The sequence below is a fragment of the Nissabacter archeti genome, assembly GCF_018257325.1.
GTDB classification, from domain to species: Bacteria; Pseudomonadota; Gammaproteobacteria; order Enterobacterales; family Enterobacteriaceae; genus Chimaeribacter; species Chimaeribacter arupi.
This window is the reverse complement of record NZ_JAERKB010000003.1, coordinates 257,114-274,143: the sequence shown is the minus strand read 5'-3', so window position 1 is coordinate 274,143 and position 17,030 is coordinate 257,114. Positions and strand designations below refer to the sequence as shown.

The window sequence follows — 17,030 nt, the reverse complement described above, 5'->3', positions numbered from 1 at the left end:
ATCTGCGGTGTTTTTTTGTGGCCGGACTGAAAAAGAAGGCCGCGACAAATGCCGCAGCATCACTAATAATAACCTTTCCTCCCAATACGAGTAATATTAACCAGACCGCCATGAGCGACGACCATTCACAGAGCAATGACAGCCCCAGTCCCAAGAAGGGCTTTTTCTCCCTTATCCTCAGCCAGTTATTCCACGGCGAGCCTAAAAACCGTGGCGACCTGGTCGAGCTGATCCGCGACTCCGAACAGAACGACCTGATTGACCCTGATACCCGTGACATGCTGGAAGGCGTGATGGATATCGCCGATCAGCGCGTGCGTGACATCATGATCCCGCGTTCGCAGATGGTGACCCTGAAACGGAACCAGCCGCTGGAAGAGTGCCTGGATGTGATCATTGAATCCGCCCACTCCCGCTTCCCGGTGATCAGCGAAGACAAGGATCATATTGAAGGCATCCTGATGGCCAAAGACCTGCTGCCGTTTATGCGCACCACGTCCGAGCCGTTCAGCATCGACAAAGTGCTGCGCCCTGCGGTGGTGGTGCCGGAAAGCAAACGGGTTGACCGGATGCTGAAGGAGTTCCGCTCCCAGCGGTACCACATGGCGATTGTCATTGATGAGTTTGGCGGTGTCTCCGGCCTGGTCACCATTGAGGATATTCTGGAGCTGATTGTGGGTGAAATTGAGGACGAATATGACGATGAAGAAGATCGTGACGTCCGTCAGCTCAGCCGCCATACCTACACTGTCCGGGCGCTGACACCGATTGAAGATTTCAATGAGGTGTTCCAGACGCACTACAGTGATGAAGAGGTGGATACCATTGGCGGCCTGGTGATGCAGGCATTTGGTCACCTCCCGGCCAGGGGTGAAACCATCGAAATTGACGGTTACGTATTTAAAGTTGCGATGGCCGACAGCCGACGTATTATCCAGGTTCATGTCAAAATTCCGGACGACGCACCGCAACCCAAACTGGAACTGGAAGAATAAAACATCCATGACCCTTGCCTTACTTTTGCAACGCCAGCGGCTACGCCTGCCGCTGGCGCTCTTGTTTGGTGCCTGCGGCACCCTGGCGTTTTCCCCGTATGATATCTGGCCCGCAGCCATTGTCTCGCTGTGTGGCCTGCAGGCGCTGACGCTCAACCGCACCGCCAGCCAGTCCGCCTGGGTAGGGTTCTTCTGGGGGCTGGGTTTGTTCGGCAGCGGGGTCAACTGGGTGTACGTCAGTATTGCCCAGTTCGGCGGGATGCCGGAGCCTGTTAACCTGTTTTTAGTGGTACTGCTGGCCGCCTATCTCTCGCTCTATACCTCATTGTTCGCCGGTGTACTGACGCGCCTGTGGCCGCGCCTGACGGTGTGGCGGGTGGCGCTGGCTGCGCCTGCGCTGTGGCAGGTCACGGAGTTCCTGCGCGGCTGGGTGCTGACCGGCTTCCCCTGGCTGCAATTTGGCTATAGCCAGATTGACGGCCCGTTGAAAGGCATCGCGCCGCTGCTGGGCGTTGAAACCATCACCTTTATGTTGATGTCGCTGAGCGGGCTGCTGGTGTATGCGCTGTTCCAGCGCAAGCCCCTGCCGGCCGTGGTGGCGCTGGCGATGCTGCTGCTGCCGTGGCCGTTGCGCCAGTTGACCTGGTTCACCCCGGAGCCGCAAAAAACAGCCAATGTGGCGATGGTACAGGGCAATATTCCGCAGTCCATGAAGTGGGACCCGAAAGTCCTTGAGCAGACACTGCAAATTTATCTGGATGCGAGCCGCCCTTATGCCGGCAAGGCTTCGCTGATCATCTGGCCGGAATCCGCGATTCCGGATATCGAGCGCGATCAGCAGCCTTTCCTCGGTATGATGGATGACCTGATGCGTTCGCACCACAGCAGCCTGATCACCGGCATCGTGGACGCGCGCCAGACTCAGCAGGGTTATGACTACTACAACAGCATGATTGTGCTGGGTGAACAAACGCCCTACCACTACCTGAATCAGGACCGCTTTAATAAGCACCATCTGGTGCCGTTTGGCGAGTTTGTGCCGCTGGAAAGTTTGCTGCGCCCGCTGGCCCCCTTCTTTGATTTGCCGATGTCCTCCTTTAGCCGCGGCGGCTATGTGCAGCCACCGTTACAGGCGGCGGGCTTTAACCTCACGGCAGCCATCTGCTATGAGATTGTGCTCGGTGAACAGGTGCGGGCCAATTTGCGGCCGGATACGGACTTTTTGCTGACCATCTCTAACGATGCCTGGTTCGGCCACTCAATTGGGCCGTGGCAGCATTTCCAAATGGCCCGTATGCGCGCGCTGGAATTAGGGCGCCCCTTGTTGCGCAGCACCAATAATGGCGTGACGGCCGCGGTAGACGCGAAAGGCAACGTGATTAAGCAGATCCCGCAATTTACCCGTCAGGTGCTGGAGGTACAGGTGACCCCGACCACCGGGCTGACCCCTTATGCCCGTCTCGGCGCCCTGCCGGTTTGGCTCCTCACCCTGCTGGCCGGCGGTGCCGCCCTTATCGCCACGTTGCGCCGCTCACGCGCAGTGTAAACAGCCGCATCATGGCCTGAAGCCGGGAGATTTCTCCCGGCTTTTTTATTTCCTCTTCCCCGTTTTGGCACAGCGTTTGCTTGATATTGCTGGGATTTAGCTGAAAACGTCACCCATCCGGACATTTCGCATTAACCTGCACCGCCTTTGCGCGCCTGCTGCACAACAAACGTGCAGGGCAGATTTTTTGCCTCTATTTGGTGCGGCGTTGGTCGCAAAAAAGAAACGTTCTGGTATCAATATATTTACATTCAGCTATGTTCAGACAGGCCTCCCGGCCTCTTGCCGCGTTCCGATGCGGTCTCTTTTTTGATTTCGACGTCACACGTCAGAATCATAACAACAGCAAGGAGTAGGACCATGCAAATGCGCAAACTGGCGTTATCGCTGCTGCTCGCCGGCATTGCCACAGGCGCCGCCCATGCGGCCCAGCCCACCGCCGCTGCCGGTAATCAGGCTGCCCCCGACACGTTGCAAAAAATCAAACAAAACGGCGTGATTGTCGTGGGCCACCGTGAATCTTCGGTGCCGTTCTCCTATTACGATAATACTCAGAAAGTCGTGGGTTACTCCCAGGACTATTCCAACCTGATTGTTGAGGCGATTAAAAAACAACTGAATGCGCCGGACCTGAAGGTAAAACTGCTGCCGATCACCTCACAGAACCGCATCCCGCTGCTGCAAAACGGCACCTTTGATTTCGAATGTGGTTCCACCACCAATAACCTTGAGCGCCAGCAACAGGCTGCCTTCTCCAACAGTATTTTTGTGGTAGGTACCCGCCTGCTGGTGAAAAAAGGCTCGCCGATAAAAGATTTCCCGGACCTGAAAGGCAAGACGGTGGTCGTCACCTCCGGCACCACCTCTGAAGTGCTGCTTAATAAGCTCAATGAAGAGAAAAAGATGGAGATGCGCATCATCAGCGCCAAAGACCACGGGGACTCTTTCCGTACGCTGGAAAGCGGCCGCGCCGTGGCCTTTATGATGGATGACGCCCTGCTGGCCGGCGAACGCGCCAAAGCGAAAAAACCGGATCAATGGGACATCGTCGGCACGCCGCAATCCCATGAAGCTTACGGCTGTATGCTGCCGCGAGGCGACGCCAGCTTTAAGAAACTGATGGATGACACCATCGCCCAGGCCCAGACGTCAGGCGAAGCGGCGAAATGGTATGAGACCTGGTTCCAGAAGCCAATTCCGCCAAAAAACCTCAACATGAACTTTGCCCTGTCAGACGACATGAAAGCCCTGTTTAAAGCACCAAACGATAAGCCGTAACCTGCCCGGATAACGGCAACATGCAGGACAGACAGGAAGCGGGGTGGCCGTTCCCCACCCCGCTTTTTTCATGGTGTGCCGCGCCTGTCAGGCGTTCTCTCCCGGATCACTGCGATCCGTTGTATGGAGTTGTTTATGTCAACCAACTGGAACTGGGGCATTTTCCTGCAAGAAGCCCCGTTTGGTAATACCACCTATCTTGGCTGGATCTGGTCTGGTTTTCAGGTCACGATTGCACTTTCATTCTGTGCCTGGATTATCGCGTTTTTTGTCGGCTCGCTGTTTGGCATTCTGCGTACGGTACCTAACCGGTTACTCGCCGGGCTCGGTACCTGCTACGTGGAATTGTTCCGGAACGTGCCGCTGATTGTTCAGTTTTTCATCTGGTATCTGGTGGTGCCGGAATTGTTACCGCCGGATCTCGGCATGTGGTTCAAATCCGAGCTGGACCCGAACATTCAGTTTTTCCTCTCCTCCATGATCTGCCTGGGGCTGTTTACCGCGGCCCGCGTGTGTGAGCAGGTACGGGCGGCCATTCAGTCCCTGCCGCGCGGCCAGAAAGCCGCCGGGCTGGCGATGGGGCTGACCCTGCCGCAAACCTACCGCTATGTGCTGCTGCCGAATGCCTACCGGGTGATTGTGCCGCCGATGACATCAGAGATGCTGAACCTGGTGAAAAACTCGGCTATCGCCTCCACCATCGGCCTGGTGGATATGGCTGCGCAGGCCGGCAAACTGCTCGACTATTCGGCCCATGCGTATGAGTCATTCACCGCCATCACGCTGGCCTACATCCTGATTAACGCAGTGATTATGGTGTTTATGCGGCTGGTCGAATCCAAAGTCAGGCTGCCGGGCCATACGGGGGGTAAATAATGTACGAATTTGACTGGAGTTCAATCCCGCCCAGTTTCCCTTACCTGCTGGACGGCATGGTGATCACGCTCAAAATCACCCTGACGGCGATTGTGTTCGGCATCCTGTGGGGCACGCTGCTGGCGGTGATGCGTTTGTCGAGCATCAAGGTGATCAGCTGGTTTGCCACGCTGTATGTCAACCTGTTCCGCTCGGTGCCGCTGGTGATGGTGTTGCTGTGGTTCTATCTGGTGGTGCCGGGCCTGCTGCAAAAAGGGCTGGGCCTCTCCCCACATGCTGATATCCGCCTGATTTCGGCGATGGTGGCGTTTGCGCTGTTTGAAGCGGCCTATTACTCCGAGATTATCCGCGCCGGTATTCTCAGCGTCGCCCGCGGCCAGGGTGCCGCTGCACTGGCGCTGGGCATGACGCCGTGGCAATCCATGAAGCTGGTGATCCTGCCGCAGGCGTTCCGGGCGATGATCCCACTGCTGCTGACCCAGGGCATTGTGTTGTTCCAGGATACGTCCCTGGTGTATGTGCTGAGCCTGGCGGACTTTTTCCGCACCGCCACCACGATTGGCGAGCGCGACGGCACCCAGGTGGAAATGGTGCTGTTTGCCGGGCTGGTTTACTTTGTTATTAGCATCGCGGCCTCGTTGGTGGTCAGCGTATTGAAGAAAAGGACCGTTTCATGATCTCCCTGAAGAGTATTTCCAAGTGGTATGGGCATTTCCAGGTATTAACGGAGTGCAGCACTGAAGTGAAAAAAGGGGAAGTTGTGGTGGTATGCGGCCCCTCAGGCTCCGGCAAATCCACCCTGATTAAAACCGTTAACGGCCTGGAGCCGGTTCAGAAAGGCCAGATCGTGGTGAACGGTATTCCGGTGAATGACCGGAAAACCAATCTGGCGCAACTGCGCGCCAAGGTAGGGATGGTGTTCCAGCATTTTGAGCTGTTCCCGCATCTCTCCATCATCGATAACCTGACGCTGGCCCAGATCAAGGTGCTGAAACGGGACAAAGCCGCCGCGCGGGACAAGGGGCTGAAATTGCTGGATCGGGTCGGCCTTGCGGCCCACGCCAATAAATTCCCCGGCCAGCTCTCCGGCGGCCAGCAGCAGCGCGTCGCCATCGCCCGTGCGCTTTGCATGGACCCGGTCGCCATGTTGTTTGATGAACCGACCTCCGCGCTGGACCCGGAAATGATCAATGAAGTGCTGGACGTGATGGTAGAGCTGGCGCAGGAAGGCATGACAATGATGGTCGTCACCCATGAGATGGGCTTTGCCCGCAAAGTGGCCAACCGCGTGATCTTTATGGACGAGGGCAAAATAGTGGAAGACCGCGAGAAGAACGCGTTTTTCGACAATCCACAATCCGATCGCGCACGCGATTTTTTGGCAAAAATCCTGCACTGACCGGCAAAAGGAAATGCGCCGCCCCACAGGCGGCGCGTTTGCCTTTCCTGCCTGTGCGTTAAGGCTGGAAAGGCTGGCGGTTAAACTGGTCATGCCCGCATTTCGGGCAGAGCGGCAGGATTTCCGGCGTATACACCGGCATCGGGGCATGGCATTTTTCGCAGATCAGGTTGCCGAGCCCCACCACTTCCCCACTGTGGTAAACCCCGTGATGGGTGACATCCTTAAACACTTCCCGCCACTCCAGCTGGGTTTTATCCGTGATGTCTGCCAGCTCCTGCCACAGGCTCTCTTTAATCACCCGCATAAACACGCTGTCCGTGATGTCGTCCTGCTCCTGATAGCTGCGGGCGAACTCTTCCAGGTCACGCCGTACCGCCAGCGTCACCTGCCGGATTTCAGCATCTGTCAGGTCCCCGGCCGTTTTCAGCCGGGCCTCGGCGCTGCGCACCAGCGCGTCAATGTCGTGATCGCCGGCCCGGATGCGTTCCGTCAGGGAGGCAACCAGCTCACGGTAATAGTCTGCAACGTTACTCATACAATCCTCGCAATGCGCTGATGAGATCACACGGCCTGCCGCCCGGCACTGCCGCTACGGCGCTCCATTTTTTTGAGCTTACCCCTCCAGTTTAGCCCTAAATCACTGATGTGATTTAAGGAATAGTCCGGCTTTGCGTAACCTTACGCAAAATTCGCCGCTTCCTCCGGAGAAATACGCCTGCCGCGGGCGCTGAGTGTTGTTGCCTCAGGCGCTTATCAGCTATGCTATGCGGATCTCTTTATATGAATCAGAAAAGGCTACAGGCGTAGCTGTTTTTCACTATAGGACCATCGGCCGCCATGCAAGAGCAATACCGCCCAGAAGATATAGAGTCAAACGTCCAGCTTCACTGGCAAGAGAAGCAAACTTTTAAGGTGACTGAAGAGGCCGGCAAGGAGAAGTACTACTGCCTTTCAATGCTGCCTTACCCGTCAGGCCGCCTGCATATGGGCCACGTGCGCAACTACACCATCGGCGATGTCATCTCCCGCTACCAGCGTATGCTGGGCAAAAACGTGCTTCAGCCTATCGGCTGGGATGCGTTCGGCCTGCCGGCTGAAGGCGCCGCGGTAAAAAACAACACCGCGCCGGCCCCCTGGACCTACGAAAATATCGATTACATGAAGAACCAGCTGAAACTGCTGGGCTTCGGCTATGACTGGGATCGTGAAATCGCGACCTGTGATCCTGACTACTACCGTTGGGAGCAGTGGTTCTTCACCAAGCTGTATGAAAAAGGCCTGGTCTATAAGAAGACCTCTGCGGTGAACTGGTGCCCGCATGACCAGACCGTCCTCGCCAACGAACAGGTGATTGAAGGCTGCTGCTGGCGCTGCGACACCAAAGTTGAGCGTAAAGAGATCCCGCAGTGGTTTATCAAAATCACCGCCTATGCGGATCAGCTGCTGAACGACCTGGACACGCTGGAGAGCTGGCCTGAGCAGGTCAAAACCATGCAGCGCAACTGGATTGGCCGTTCTGAAGGCGTGGAAATCACCTTTGACGTCGAAGAGAGTGAAGAAACGCTGACGGTTTACACCACCCGCCCGGACACCTTTATGGGCGTGACCTACGTGGCCGTTGCCGCTGGTCACCCGCTCTCCCTGCAGGCGGCGGCCGGTAACCCGGCCCTGGCTGATTTCATCGCCGAATGCCGCAACACCAAAGTGGCCGAAGCAGAAATGGCGACGATGGAGAAGAAAGGCATGGACACCGGTCTGGTGGCCATTCACCCGCTGACCGGCGATAAAGTCCCGGTCTGGGTGGCTAACTTTGTCCTGATGGAGTACGGCACCGGCGCAGTCATGGCAGTGCCGGGGCACGACCAGCGCGACTGGGAGTTCGCCACCAAATACAGCCTGCCGATCCAACCGGTGATTCTGAACGCAGACGGCACCGAGCCGGACCTCAGCGCACAGGCGATGACGGAAAAAGGCGTCCTGTTCAACTCCGGTGAATTCGACGGCCTGGATTTCCAGGCGGGCTTCAACGGCATCGCTGACAAGCTGGTGGCTATCGGCCGTGGCCAGCGCAAAGTGAACTACCGCCTGCGTGACTGGGGCGTCTCGCGCCAGCGCTACTGGGGCGCCCCTATCCCGATGGTCACGCTGGAAGACGGCACGGTTATCCCGACGCCGGAAGACCAGCTGCCGGTGGTGCTGCCGGAAGATGTGGTGATGGACGGCATCACCAGCCCGATCAAGGCTGACCCGGAGTGGGCCAAAACCACCGTGAACGGCCAGCCGGCACTGCGTGAAACCGACACCTTCGACACCTTTATGGAGTCCTCCTGGTACTACGCGCGCTACACCTGCCCGCAGTATGACCAGGGGATGCTGGACCCGGCCGCGGCCAACTACTGGCTGCCGGTTGACCAGTATGTCGGCGGCATTGAACACGCGATCATGCACCTGATGTATTTCCGCTTCTTCCACAAGCTGATGCGCGACGCGGGCCTGGTCAACTCTGACGAGCCGGCCAAACGCCTGCTGTGCCAGGGTATGGTGCTGGCTGACGCCTTCTACTACAGCGGTGCCAATGGTGAGCGTAACTGGGTTTCCCCGGTTGACGTGACCGTTGAGCGTGATGAGAAAGGCCGTATCACCAAAGCCACTGACCCGCAGGGCCGTGAGCTGGTTTACGCCGGCATGAGCAAAATGTCGAAGTCGAAAAACAACGGCATCGACCCGCAGGTCATGGTAGAGAAATATGGCGCGGATACCGTACGTCTGTTCATGATGTTTGCTTCACCGGCAGAGATGACGCTGGAGTGGCAGGAATCTGGGGTGGAAGGGGCGAACCGCTTCCTGAAACGCGTCTGGAAACTGGCCTTTGAACACCGTGAGAAAGGGGCTGTACAGCCGCTGGATGTGGCCGCCCTCAACGATGCACAGAAAGAACTGCGTCGTGATCTGCACAAAACCATCGCGAAAGTCACCGATGATATCGGCCGCCGCCAGACCTTTAACACCGCGATTGCCGCCGTGATGGAGCTGATGAACAAGCTGGCCCGTGCGCCGCAGGAGACAGAGCAGGATCGCGCGCTGCTGCAGGAAGCCCTGCTGGCCGTGGTACGGATGCTTTATCCGTTCACCCCGCACGTCTGCTTTGCCCTGTGGCAGGCACTGGGCGGCGAAGGTGACATCGATACCGCGCCGTGGCCGGTGGCGGATGAAGCCGCGATGGTGGAAGAGTCCAAGCTGGTCGTGGTGCAGGTTAACGGCAAAGTCCGCGGTAAAGTCACCGTGCCGGCAGATGCTACCGAAGAACAGGTGCGCGAGCGCGCCGGTCAGGAATATCTGGTCGCAAAATACTTAGATGGCGTGACCATCCGTAAAGTGATCTATGTGCCCGGAAAACTGCTTAACCTGGTAGTAGGTTGAGCCAAGGAGGCGTTGTGCGACATCGTTTGATGATGCTGCTGCTGGGGGTCGCCGTGATGGTGACCTCGGGATGCGGCTTTCACCTTCGCGGCACCACCCAGGTGCCGGAAGAACTGAAAACCATGATGCTGGACAGCTACGATCCTTACGGCCCGCTGACGCGGGCAGTTCGGCAGCAGTTACGCCTGAACAACGTGAGCGTTGTGGAGAAGTCAGCCCGTAAGGATCTGCCGTCGCTGCGCATTGTCAGCGCGACCCAGGGGCAGGACACTGTCTCGATCTTCCAGGACGGCAAAACCGCGGAATATCAGCTGGTGATGGTGGTAAATGCCCAGGTGTTGCTGCCGGGGCATGATCTCTACCCGGTGCAGGCAAAAGTGTTCCGTTCCTTCTTTGACAACCCGCTGACGGCGTTGGCCAAAGATGCCGAGCAGGACATTATTTTGCAGGAGATGCGCGAGCAGGCTGCACAACAGCTGGTACGCAAGCTGCTGGCGGTTCACGCGTCAGAAGAAAGCAAGAAGCCGCAGGTCAGCCTGAGTGATGACGGCGCGGAAAGTACCCCGCCGCCGGCCACCACCGGCACTGCCCTGCCGGCCAGCGTCAGCGCACAATGATCCGGCTCTATCCTGAACAACTTGCCGCGCAGCTCCGTGAGGGGCTGCGCGCTTGTTATTTATTATGCGGGAATGATCCCTTGCTGCTTCAGGAGAGCCAGGATCATATCCGTGCAGCTGCCCAGCAGGCGGGCTTCAGCGAGCATTACAGCTTTACGCTGGACAACCACACCGAATGGGATGCCATCTTCAGTGTATGCCAGGCGCTGAGTCTGTTTGCCAGCCGCCAGACGCTGATGCTGGTTCTGCCGGATAATGGCCCGAATGCCGCCATCAGTGAGCAATTGCTGAAACTGACCGGCTTGCTGCACCCGGATATTTTGTTGATCCTGCGCGCCCAGCGTCTGACCAAGGGGCAAGAGAACGCCGCCTGGTTCAAGGCACTGAGCCGGGAAGGCGTCTGGGTGACCTGCCAGACCCCGGAGCAGGCGCAATTGCCGCGTTGGGTGGCGCAACGTGCGGCATCGTTGAAACTGACGCTGGATGAACCGGCCAATCAGCTGCTCTGTTACTGCTATGAAGGCAATTTGCTGGCGCTGGCCCAGGCCCTCGAACGGCTGTCACTGCTGTTTCCAGACGGTAAACTGACGCTGCCGCGGGTAGAGCAGGCCGTCAATGATGCCGCCCACTTTACGCCCTACCACTGGCTGGATGCGCTGCTGGCAGGCAAAAGCAAACGTGCGCTGCATATTTTGCACCAATTGCGGCTGGAAGAGAGCGAACCGGTGATCCTGTTGCGGACGGTGCAACGGGAATTGTTATTGCTGCTGACCCTGAAACGGGCCGGCACCTCACAACCGCTGCGTGCGCTGTTTGACCAGCACAAAGTCTGGCAAAACCGCCGGCCTTTGCTGACGCAGGCGTTGCAACGCCTCTCCCTGCCCCAGCTTCACCAGGCGGTTCAATTGCTGACGCGGGCTGAACTGACGCTGAAGCAGGATTATGGTCAGTCTGTCTGGCCGGAACTGGAAAGCCTGTCATTGCTGCTGTGCGGTAAAGCCCTGCCTGCTATCTTTTATTGATTACCCTTTCGCCTGGAGACGGGTTTCTCATGCCTGATACATTCACTGCGCGTCACCTTGCTACCGTCGATGCCTTTTTCGGCGGCACCTTTGATCCTGTGCATTATGGGCACCTGAAACCGGTCGAGGCGCTGGCGCAACAGGTTGGGCTAAGCAGTGTGACGTTACTGCCCAATAATGTGCCGCCCCACCGTCCCCAGCCGGAGGCCACGGCGCAACAGCGGCTGGAGATGGTCAAGCTGGCGATTGCAGACCACCCGCTTTTCCGGGTCGATGACCGCGAACTCCAGCGGGAAACGCCCTCCTACACGATTGAGACACTTGAAACGTTGCGTAAAGAACGTGGCGCAAAGGCATCATTGGCGTTTATCATTGGCCAGGATTCATTACTCAACCTTTATAAGTGGCATCGCTGGGAATCGTTGCTGGCGGTGTGTCACCTGCTGGTTTGTGCCCGGCCCGGTTATCGGCAGCAACTGGATACCCCGCAACTTCAGGCCTGGTTTGAAGAACATGCGGTCTCCTGCGCCGGGCGGTTGAGCGAAAAACCGGCAGGGTTTATTTATCTGGCGGATACACCGCTGGTGAATGTCTCCGCGACGGAAATCCGTAAACGGCGGCACGCCGGGCAGGATTGTGACCACCTGCTGCCGCCGGCCGTACAACACTATATCGATTCACAGGGTTTATATCGCGAGTAGAACACCCATGTTATACTGCGCCGCTTAATTTCGGGTGTCCGCTCAGCCAGCATGTCTTTTTAACCAAGCTGTTGATTCCAGAAATATTTTTCGCTAACTGACACCCGGCCAGAAAACCTGTTACGGCATGGGGTAACACTGTCGATCGCGGCCTTCAGGTTGCCACGATGTGAACCCTGTCCCAAACCAACCATACCCGAGGGGGAACCTTTGCAAGGTAAAGCGCTCCAAGAATTTGTTATTGATAAAATTGATGATTTGAAAGGTCAGGACATTATCGCCCTGGATGTCACCGGCAAATCCAGCATCACTGACTGCATGATCATCTGCACCGGTACCTCAAGCCGCCATGTGATGTCGATTGCCGGCCACGTGGTTGAAGAAGTTAAGGCGATCGGCCTGCATACGCTGGGCGTGAAAGGCATCACCGATGCTGACTGGGTCGTGGTTGACCTGGGCGAAATCATTGTCCATGTCATGCAGGAAGAGAGCCGCACGCTCTACGAACTCGAAAAGCTCTGGAGTTAAGCGGTGAAGCTGCAACTGGTGGCGGTCGGCACAAAAATGCCGGACTGGGTGCAGACCGGATTCATGGATTACCTGCGCCGTTTTCCAAAAGATATGCCGTTTGAACTGGTAGAGATCCCGGCGGGAAAGCGCGGGAAAAATGCGGATATCAAACGCATTCTGGAAAAAGAAGGCGAGCTGATGCTGGCCGCGGTCGGCAAAGGTAACCGCGTGGTGACGCTGGATATTCCCGGCACCCCGTGGGAAACGCCGCACCTGGCGCAACAGCTGGAGCGCTGGAAGCAGGATGGCCGTGATGTCAGCCTGCTGATTGGTGGCCCGGAGGGGCTGGCACCCGCCTGCAAGGCGGCAGCGGAGCAGAGCTGGTCGCTCTCGCCGTTGACGTTGCCGCACCCGCTGGTCAGGGTACTGGTTGCTGAAAGCCTCTATCGTGCCTGGAGTATCACCACCAATCATCCTTACCACCGCGAATAAACGGTCGGTGAATGTCAGCAGAATGAACCATAAGTAGTGGGATGAAAATAGACCGTAACCCTTTTCGCGACTATTCGGCTGAATCAGCCCTGTTTGTCCGCCGCGCATTGGTGGCATTCGCAGGCATTCTGCTCCTCAGCGGCATTCTGGTCGCCAACCTCTATAATCTGCAAATCATGCGGTTTGAAGATTACCGTACCCGATCCAATGAAAACCGTATCAAGCTGGTGCCGATTGCGCCCAGCCGCGGCATTATCTATGACCGGAACGGCACACCGCTGGCGCTTAACCGCACCATTTATCAGCTGGAGCTGGTGCCGGAAAAAGTAGATAACCTGACGGCGGTGCTGGAACAGTTGCGCCCAGTGGTTGACCTGACGGATGAGGACATTGCGAACTTCCAGAAAGAGCGCAAGCGCTCACGCCGCTTTACCTCCATTGCCGTTAAACCTGCCCTGACCGAAGTGCAGGTGGCGCGCTTTGCGGTTAACCAGTTCCGTTTTCCCGGTGTGGAAGTCAAAGGTTACCAGCGCCGTTACTATCCCTACAGTTCTGCCCTGACCCATGTCATCGGCTACGTGTCGAAAATCAACGATCGTGACGTCGAACGGCTGGATAAGGCCGGGATATTGCCCAACTATGCGGCCACGCATGACATCGGCAAACTCGGCATTGAACGCTATTACGAAGATGTGCTGCACGGCAAAACCGGCTATGAAGAGGTTGAGGTCAATAACCGTGGGCGTGTAATCCGTCAGTTACATGAGCAGGCGCCCCAGGCCGGTAAAGATATTTACCTGACGCTGGACCTGAGCCTGCAGATGTACATCGAGAAACTGTTGACCGGCAGCCGCGCCGCCGTGGTGGTGACTGACCCGCGTGACGGCGGCATCCTGGCGCTGGTGTCTAACCCCAGTTACGATCCCAACCTGTTTGTGGACGGCATTTCCAGCAAGGATTACAAAAATTTGCTGGAAGATCCGAACAAACCGCTGATTAACCGCGCGACCCAGGGTGTTTACCCGCCGGCCTCCACGGTTAAACCCTATATTGCGGTATCGGCCCTGACGGCCGGGGTGATTACCCGTAATACCAGCCTGTTTGACCCCGGCTGGTGGCAACTCCCCGGCTCAGAAAAGCGCTTCCGTGACTGGAAAAAATGGGGCCACGGCCGCCTGAACGTGACCCGTTCACTGGAAGAGTCCGCGGATACCTTCTTCTACCAGGTCGCTTATGACATGGGCATTGACCGCCTGTCAGAATGGATGACCAAATTTGGTTACGGCCACTACAGCGGGATTGACCTTTCCGAGGAGCGGGCAGGCAACATGCCGAACCGCGAATGGAAGTTCAAGCGCTTCAAAAAACCCTGGTATCAGGGTGACACCATTCCGGTCGGCATCGGCCAGGGTTACTGGACGGCCACCCCCGTTCAGATGATCAAGGCGATGATGATCCTGATTAACGACGGCGCAATCAAAACCCCGCACCTGCTGCACAGCACCCAGGTAGAGGGCAAGCAGGTGCCGTATGTGCAGGAAGAGAACGGCCATATCGGCGATATTCACTCCGGCTATTGGGAAATCGCCAAAGACGGGATGTACGGCGTAGCCAACCGGGCAAACGGCACCGCGCGCAAAAGCTTTGCTGATGCCCCGTACAAGGCGGCCGCCAAATCCGGTACGGCCCAGGTCTTTGGCCTGCGCGAAAACGAAACCTATAACGCCCATAAAATCGCCGAACGGCTGCGCGACCACAAACTGATGACCGCGTTTGCCCCGTATGACAAACCCACGGTGGCGGTGATCGTCATCCTGGAGAACGGCGGCGCAGGCCCGGCAGTGGGTACGATTACCCGCCAGATCCTCGACCACATCCTGCTGGGTGACAACAATACAGAGTTGCCGGTGGCTGCCCCCCTGCCGCCCGGCACTGAAGGTGAATAAGGTAAACCATGACTGAAAGCCAACAAAAAGGCTCCTGGTGGGCGAAGCTCCACATCGATATGCCGCTGCTGCTGGTGATCATGGCGCTGCTGGCCTACAGCGCGTTCGTGATCTGGAGCGCCAGCGGCCAGGACATGGGCATGATGGAGCGCAAAATCGGCCAGATCGCGATGGGCCTGATCATCATGCTGGTGATGGCGCAGATCCCGCCGCGGGTGTATGAAAGCTGGGCGCCCTACCTCTACGTTGTCTGTGTGATCCTGCTGGTGATGGTGGATGCCTTCGGCCAGATCAGTAAAGGCGCGCAGCGCTGGCTGGATCTGGGGGTGGTACGCTTCCAGCCCTCTGAAATCGCTAAAATTGCCGTGCCGCTGATGGTGGCGCGCTTTATCAACCGTGACGTCTGCCCGCCTTCGCTGAAAAATACCGGCATTGCGCTGGTACTGATTTTCCTGCCGACGCTGCTGGTGGCCGCCCAGCCGGATCTCGGTACGTCTATCCTGATTGCTGCGTCCGGGCTGTTTGTGCTGTTCCTGTCCGGTATGAGCTGGAAACTGATTGGCGTGGCAGCCCTGCTGCTGGCGGCCTTTATCCCGGTGCTCTGGTTCTTCCTGATGCATGACTACCAGCGCGACCGCGTCATGATGCTGCTTGACCCGGAATCCGATCCGCTTGGGGCCGGGTATCACATTATCCAGTCAAAAATCGCCATTGGTTCCGGCGGGTTGTCAGGGAAAGGCTGGCTGCACGGCACCCAGTCACAGCTGGAATTCCTGCCGGAGCGCCATACCGACTTTATTTTTGCCGTATTGGCAGAAGAGCTGGGGTTAGTGGGCGTGCTGATCCTGCTTGCGCTCTACCTCTGCCTGATCATGCGCGGGCTGGTGATCGCCGCGAAAGCGCAAACCACCTTTGGCCGGGTCATGGCCGGCGGGCTGATGCTGATCCTGTTTGTGTATGTGTTCGTCAACATCGGCATGGTGAGTGGTATCCTGCCGGTGGTGGGCGTGCCGCTGCCGCTGGTCAGCTATGGTGGATCGGCATTAATCGTTCTGATGGCCGGGTTTGGTATCGTGATGTCGATACATACTCATCGCAAAATGTTGTCTAAAAATTTATAAGAGGGTGAGCAATGCGTAAACAGTGGCTGTGGGTTGGCATCATGGGGGCGTTGTTGAGCGCCTGTACACTGGAAACACCACAACAACAGGCACCGCAACCGCAGCCGGCCTACTCCGGCCCGGTCGAAGAGATTGGCGGCGTGGAGCCGCAGTATGAACCTTACAGCGCCACGGCGAATCAGGATTACAGCGTTAACGGCAAAACCTACACCATTGAGCGCAATCCGGAAAACTTCAGCCAGACCGGGCTGGCCAGCACCTATGGGGCCGAAACAAACACCAATACCACGGCCATGGGCGAGACGTTTGATCCCAATGCACTGAGCGCGGCCCACCCTACCCTGCCGATCCCCAGCTATGTGCGGGTGACCAACCTCAGCAACGGGCGGCGTATTGTGGTCCGCATCAACGATCGCGGCCCCTTCCAGCCGGGGCGGATTATCGACCTCTCCACGGCCGCCGCTGAACGCCTGAACATTTCCAACAATACCAAAGTAAAAGTAGACTTCATCAACGTCGCGCAGGACGGCACCCTTTCCGGGCCGGGTACCCTCGGGACCACCATCGCCAAGCAGAGCTATGCGCTGCCGACGCGCCCTGACCTCGGTACCAGCGGCCTCGGCACTCCGGTGCAAGGCGAAAGTGCCCCGGTCAGTGCGCCGGTCCGTGCGATTGATAACAGCGCACTCAGTGACGGCAGCATGGCTGAACCGGGCAATGCCCGCGGCGGGTTCCTGAATGCCCCGACGCCGGTGCCGCAAGGTGTCCTGGAGAGTGATGAACCGGCTGTCCCGGTAGTGGCGGCGGTCAGTGCACCGGCCGCCGTGGTGGCGGCACCTCCGGTTTCCTCTGCCCCTGCGGCCCAGGGTGGCGGCTATATGGTGCAGGTGGGTGCCCTGAGTGATGCCGCCAGGGCGCAGAGCTTCCAGCAAACACTGAGCCGGCGCTTTGGCGTGCCGGGGAAAGTGAGCGCCGGCAGCGGGGTTTACCGCGTTCAGCTCGGGCCCTTCAGCAGCCGCCAGCAGGCGGGTGAGATCCAGCAACGCCTGATGAGCGAAGCGCAGCAACAATCCTTTATTACCGCCTTGCCCGCAGGGGAGTAAC

The 17,030-nt window shown here is 57.8% G+C and carries 16 protein-coding genes; 15 read left to right on the top strand and 1 reads right to left on the bottom strand.

The window, feature by feature from the left end; all coding sequences use genetic code 11:
* Positions 1-110: 110 nt before the first annotated feature.
* From corC to JK232_RS05680, 6 genes are all read left to right on the top strand, one after another.
* Entirely contained in the window at positions 111-995 is an 885-nt protein-coding gene (gene corC, locus JK232_RS05705; protein WP_072926312.1) for a CNNM family magnesium/cobalt transport protein CorC, read from the top strand.
* Between the two features lie 7 nt (positions 996-1,002).
* Entirely contained in the window at positions 1,003-2,541 is a 1,539-nt protein-coding gene (lnt, locus tag JK232_RS05700; RefSeq protein WP_072926313.1) for an apolipoprotein N-acyltransferase, read from the top strand.
* Positions 2,542-2,901: 360 nt separating this feature from the next.
* Complete coding sequence (locus tag JK232_RS05695; protein WP_072926315.1) at positions 2,902-3,819, top strand: amino acid ABC transporter substrate-binding protein; 918 nt, start codon at positions 2,902-2,904, stop codon at positions 3,817-3,819.
* A gap of 135 nt (positions 3,820-3,954) precedes the next feature.
* Positions 3,955-4,695: an amino acid ABC transporter permease gene (locus JK232_RS05690; RefSeq protein WP_072926317.1), complete on the top strand. Its 741-nt coding sequence runs from the start codon at positions 3,955-3,957 to the stop codon at positions 4,693-4,695.
* Positions 4,695-5,372: a glutamate/aspartate ABC transporter permease GltK gene (gene gltK / locus JK232_RS05685; protein WP_072926318.1), complete on the top strand. Its 678-nt coding sequence runs from the start codon at positions 4,695-4,697 to the stop codon at positions 5,370-5,372. Before JK232_RS05690 ends, gltK begins: the two co-directional genes overlap by 1 nt.
* Entirely contained in the window at positions 5,369-6,094 is a 726-nt protein-coding gene (locus tag JK232_RS05680; protein ID WP_072926320.1) for an amino acid ABC transporter ATP-binding protein, read from the top strand. Before gltK ends, JK232_RS05680 begins: the two co-directional genes overlap by 4 nt.
* Positions 6,095-6,152: 58 nt before the next feature.
* On the opposite strand, the gene JK232_RS05675 is transcribed toward JK232_RS05680, so the two are convergent.
* Entirely contained in the window at positions 6,153-6,632 is a 480-nt protein-coding gene (locus JK232_RS05675) for a zinc ribbon-containing protein (RefSeq protein ID WP_072926321.1), read from the bottom strand.
* Between the two features lie 302 nt (positions 6,633-6,934).
* On the opposite strand from JK232_RS05675, the gene leuS reads away from it, so the two are divergent.
* From leuS to rlpA, 9 genes are all read left to right on the top strand, one after another.
* On the top strand, positions 6,935-9,517 hold the full coding sequence (leuS, locus tag JK232_RS05670) for a leucine--tRNA ligase (protein ID WP_072926323.1): 2,583 nt from the start codon (positions 6,935-6,937) through the stop codon (positions 9,515-9,517).
* Positions 9,518-9,531: 14 nt separating this feature from the next.
* The gene (gene lptE, locus JK232_RS05665) at positions 9,532-10,134 is read left to right on the top strand and encodes an LPS assembly lipoprotein LptE (RefSeq protein WP_072926325.1); all 603 of its coding nucleotides are present in this window, start codon (positions 9,532-9,534) and stop codon (positions 10,132-10,134) included.
* Complete coding sequence (gene holA, locus JK232_RS05660; protein WP_072926326.1) at positions 10,131-11,156, top strand: DNA polymerase III subunit delta; 1,026 nt, start codon at positions 10,131-10,133, stop codon at positions 11,154-11,156. The genes lptE and holA overlap by 4 nt, the downstream gene beginning before the upstream one ends.
* Positions 11,157-11,185: 29 nt before the next feature.
* Positions 11,186-11,857, top strand: a complete 672-nt coding sequence (nadD, locus tag JK232_RS05655) for a nicotinate-nucleotide adenylyltransferase (protein WP_101827864.1) — start codon at positions 11,186-11,188, stop codon at positions 11,855-11,857.
* Positions 11,858-12,067: 210 nt separating this feature from the next.
* Positions 12,068-12,385, top strand: a complete 318-nt coding sequence (rsfS, locus tag JK232_RS05650; protein WP_072926330.1) for a ribosome silencing factor — start codon at positions 12,068-12,070, stop codon at positions 12,383-12,385.
* Between the two features lie 3 nt (positions 12,386-12,388).
* Positions 12,389-12,859, top strand: a complete 471-nt coding sequence (gene rlmH, locus JK232_RS05645; RefSeq protein ID WP_072926332.1) for a 23S rRNA (pseudouridine(1915)-N(3))-methyltransferase RlmH — start codon at positions 12,389-12,391, stop codon at positions 12,857-12,859.
* Between the two features lie 41 nt (positions 12,860-12,900).
* Complete coding sequence (gene mrdA / locus JK232_RS05640; RefSeq protein WP_072926333.1) at positions 12,901-14,805, top strand: peptidoglycan DD-transpeptidase MrdA; 1,905 nt, start codon at positions 12,901-12,903, stop codon at positions 14,803-14,805.
* Between the two features lie 8 nt (positions 14,806-14,813).
* Entirely contained in the window at positions 14,814-15,926 is a 1,113-nt protein-coding gene (gene mrdB / locus JK232_RS05635) for a peptidoglycan glycosyltransferase MrdB (RefSeq protein ID WP_072926335.1), read from the top strand.
* A gap of 11 nt (positions 15,927-15,937) precedes the next feature.
* On the top strand, positions 15,938-17,029 hold the full coding sequence (gene rlpA, locus JK232_RS05630) for an endolytic peptidoglycan transglycosylase RlpA (protein ID WP_072926336.1): 1,092 nt from the start codon (positions 15,938-15,940) through the stop codon (positions 17,027-17,029).
* The last annotated feature ends 1 nt before the right edge of the window (position 17,030 follow it).

What these genes read in the sequence shown, in the direction of transcription:
- JK232_RS05680 (WP_072926320.1), top strand. Translation starts at nt 5,369, where the DNA reads ATGATCTCCCTGAAGAGTATTTCCAAGTGGTATGGGCATTTCCAGGTA.
- holA (WP_072926326.1), top strand. Translation starts at nt 10,131, where the DNA reads ATGATCCGGCTCTATCCTGAACAACTTGCCGCGCAGCTCCGTGAGGGG.
- rlpA (WP_072926336.1), top strand. Translation starts at nt 15,938, where the DNA reads ATGCGTAAACAGTGGCTGTGGGTTGGCATCATGGGGGCGTTGTTGAGC.
- JK232_RS05695 (WP_072926315.1), top strand. Translation starts at nt 2,902, where the DNA reads ATGCAAATGCGCAAACTGGCGTTATCGCTGCTGCTCGCCGGCATTGCC.
- lnt (WP_072926313.1), top strand. Translation starts at nt 1,003, where the DNA reads ATGACCCTTGCCTTACTTTTGCAACGCCAGCGGCTACGCCTGCCGCTG.
- leuS (WP_072926323.1), top strand. Translation starts at nt 6,935, where the DNA reads ATGCAAGAGCAATACCGCCCAGAAGATATAGAGTCAAACGTCCAGCTT.
- nadD (WP_101827864.1), top strand. Translation starts at nt 11,186, where the DNA reads ATGCCTGATACATTCACTGCGCGTCACCTTGCTACCGTCGATGCCTTT.
- mrdB (WP_072926335.1), top strand. Translation starts at nt 14,814, where the DNA reads ATGACTGAAAGCCAACAAAAAGGCTCCTGGTGGGCGAAGCTCCACATC.
- mrdA (WP_072926333.1), top strand. Translation starts at nt 12,901, where the DNA reads ATGAAAATAGACCGTAACCCTTTTCGCGACTATTCGGCTGAATCAGCC.
- JK232_RS05675 (WP_072926321.1), bottom strand. Translation starts at nt 6,632, where the DNA reads ATGAGTAACGTTGCAGACTATTACCGTGAGCTGGTTGCCTCCCTGACG.
- JK232_RS05690 (WP_072926317.1), top strand. Translation starts at nt 3,955, where the DNA reads ATGTCAACCAACTGGAACTGGGGCATTTTCCTGCAAGAAGCCCCGTTT.
- gltK (WP_072926318.1), top strand. Translation starts at nt 4,695, where the DNA reads ATGTACGAATTTGACTGGAGTTCAATCCCGCCCAGTTTCCCTTACCTG.
- corC (WP_072926312.1), top strand. Translation starts at nt 111, where the DNA reads ATGAGCGACGACCATTCACAGAGCAATGACAGCCCCAGTCCCAAGAAG.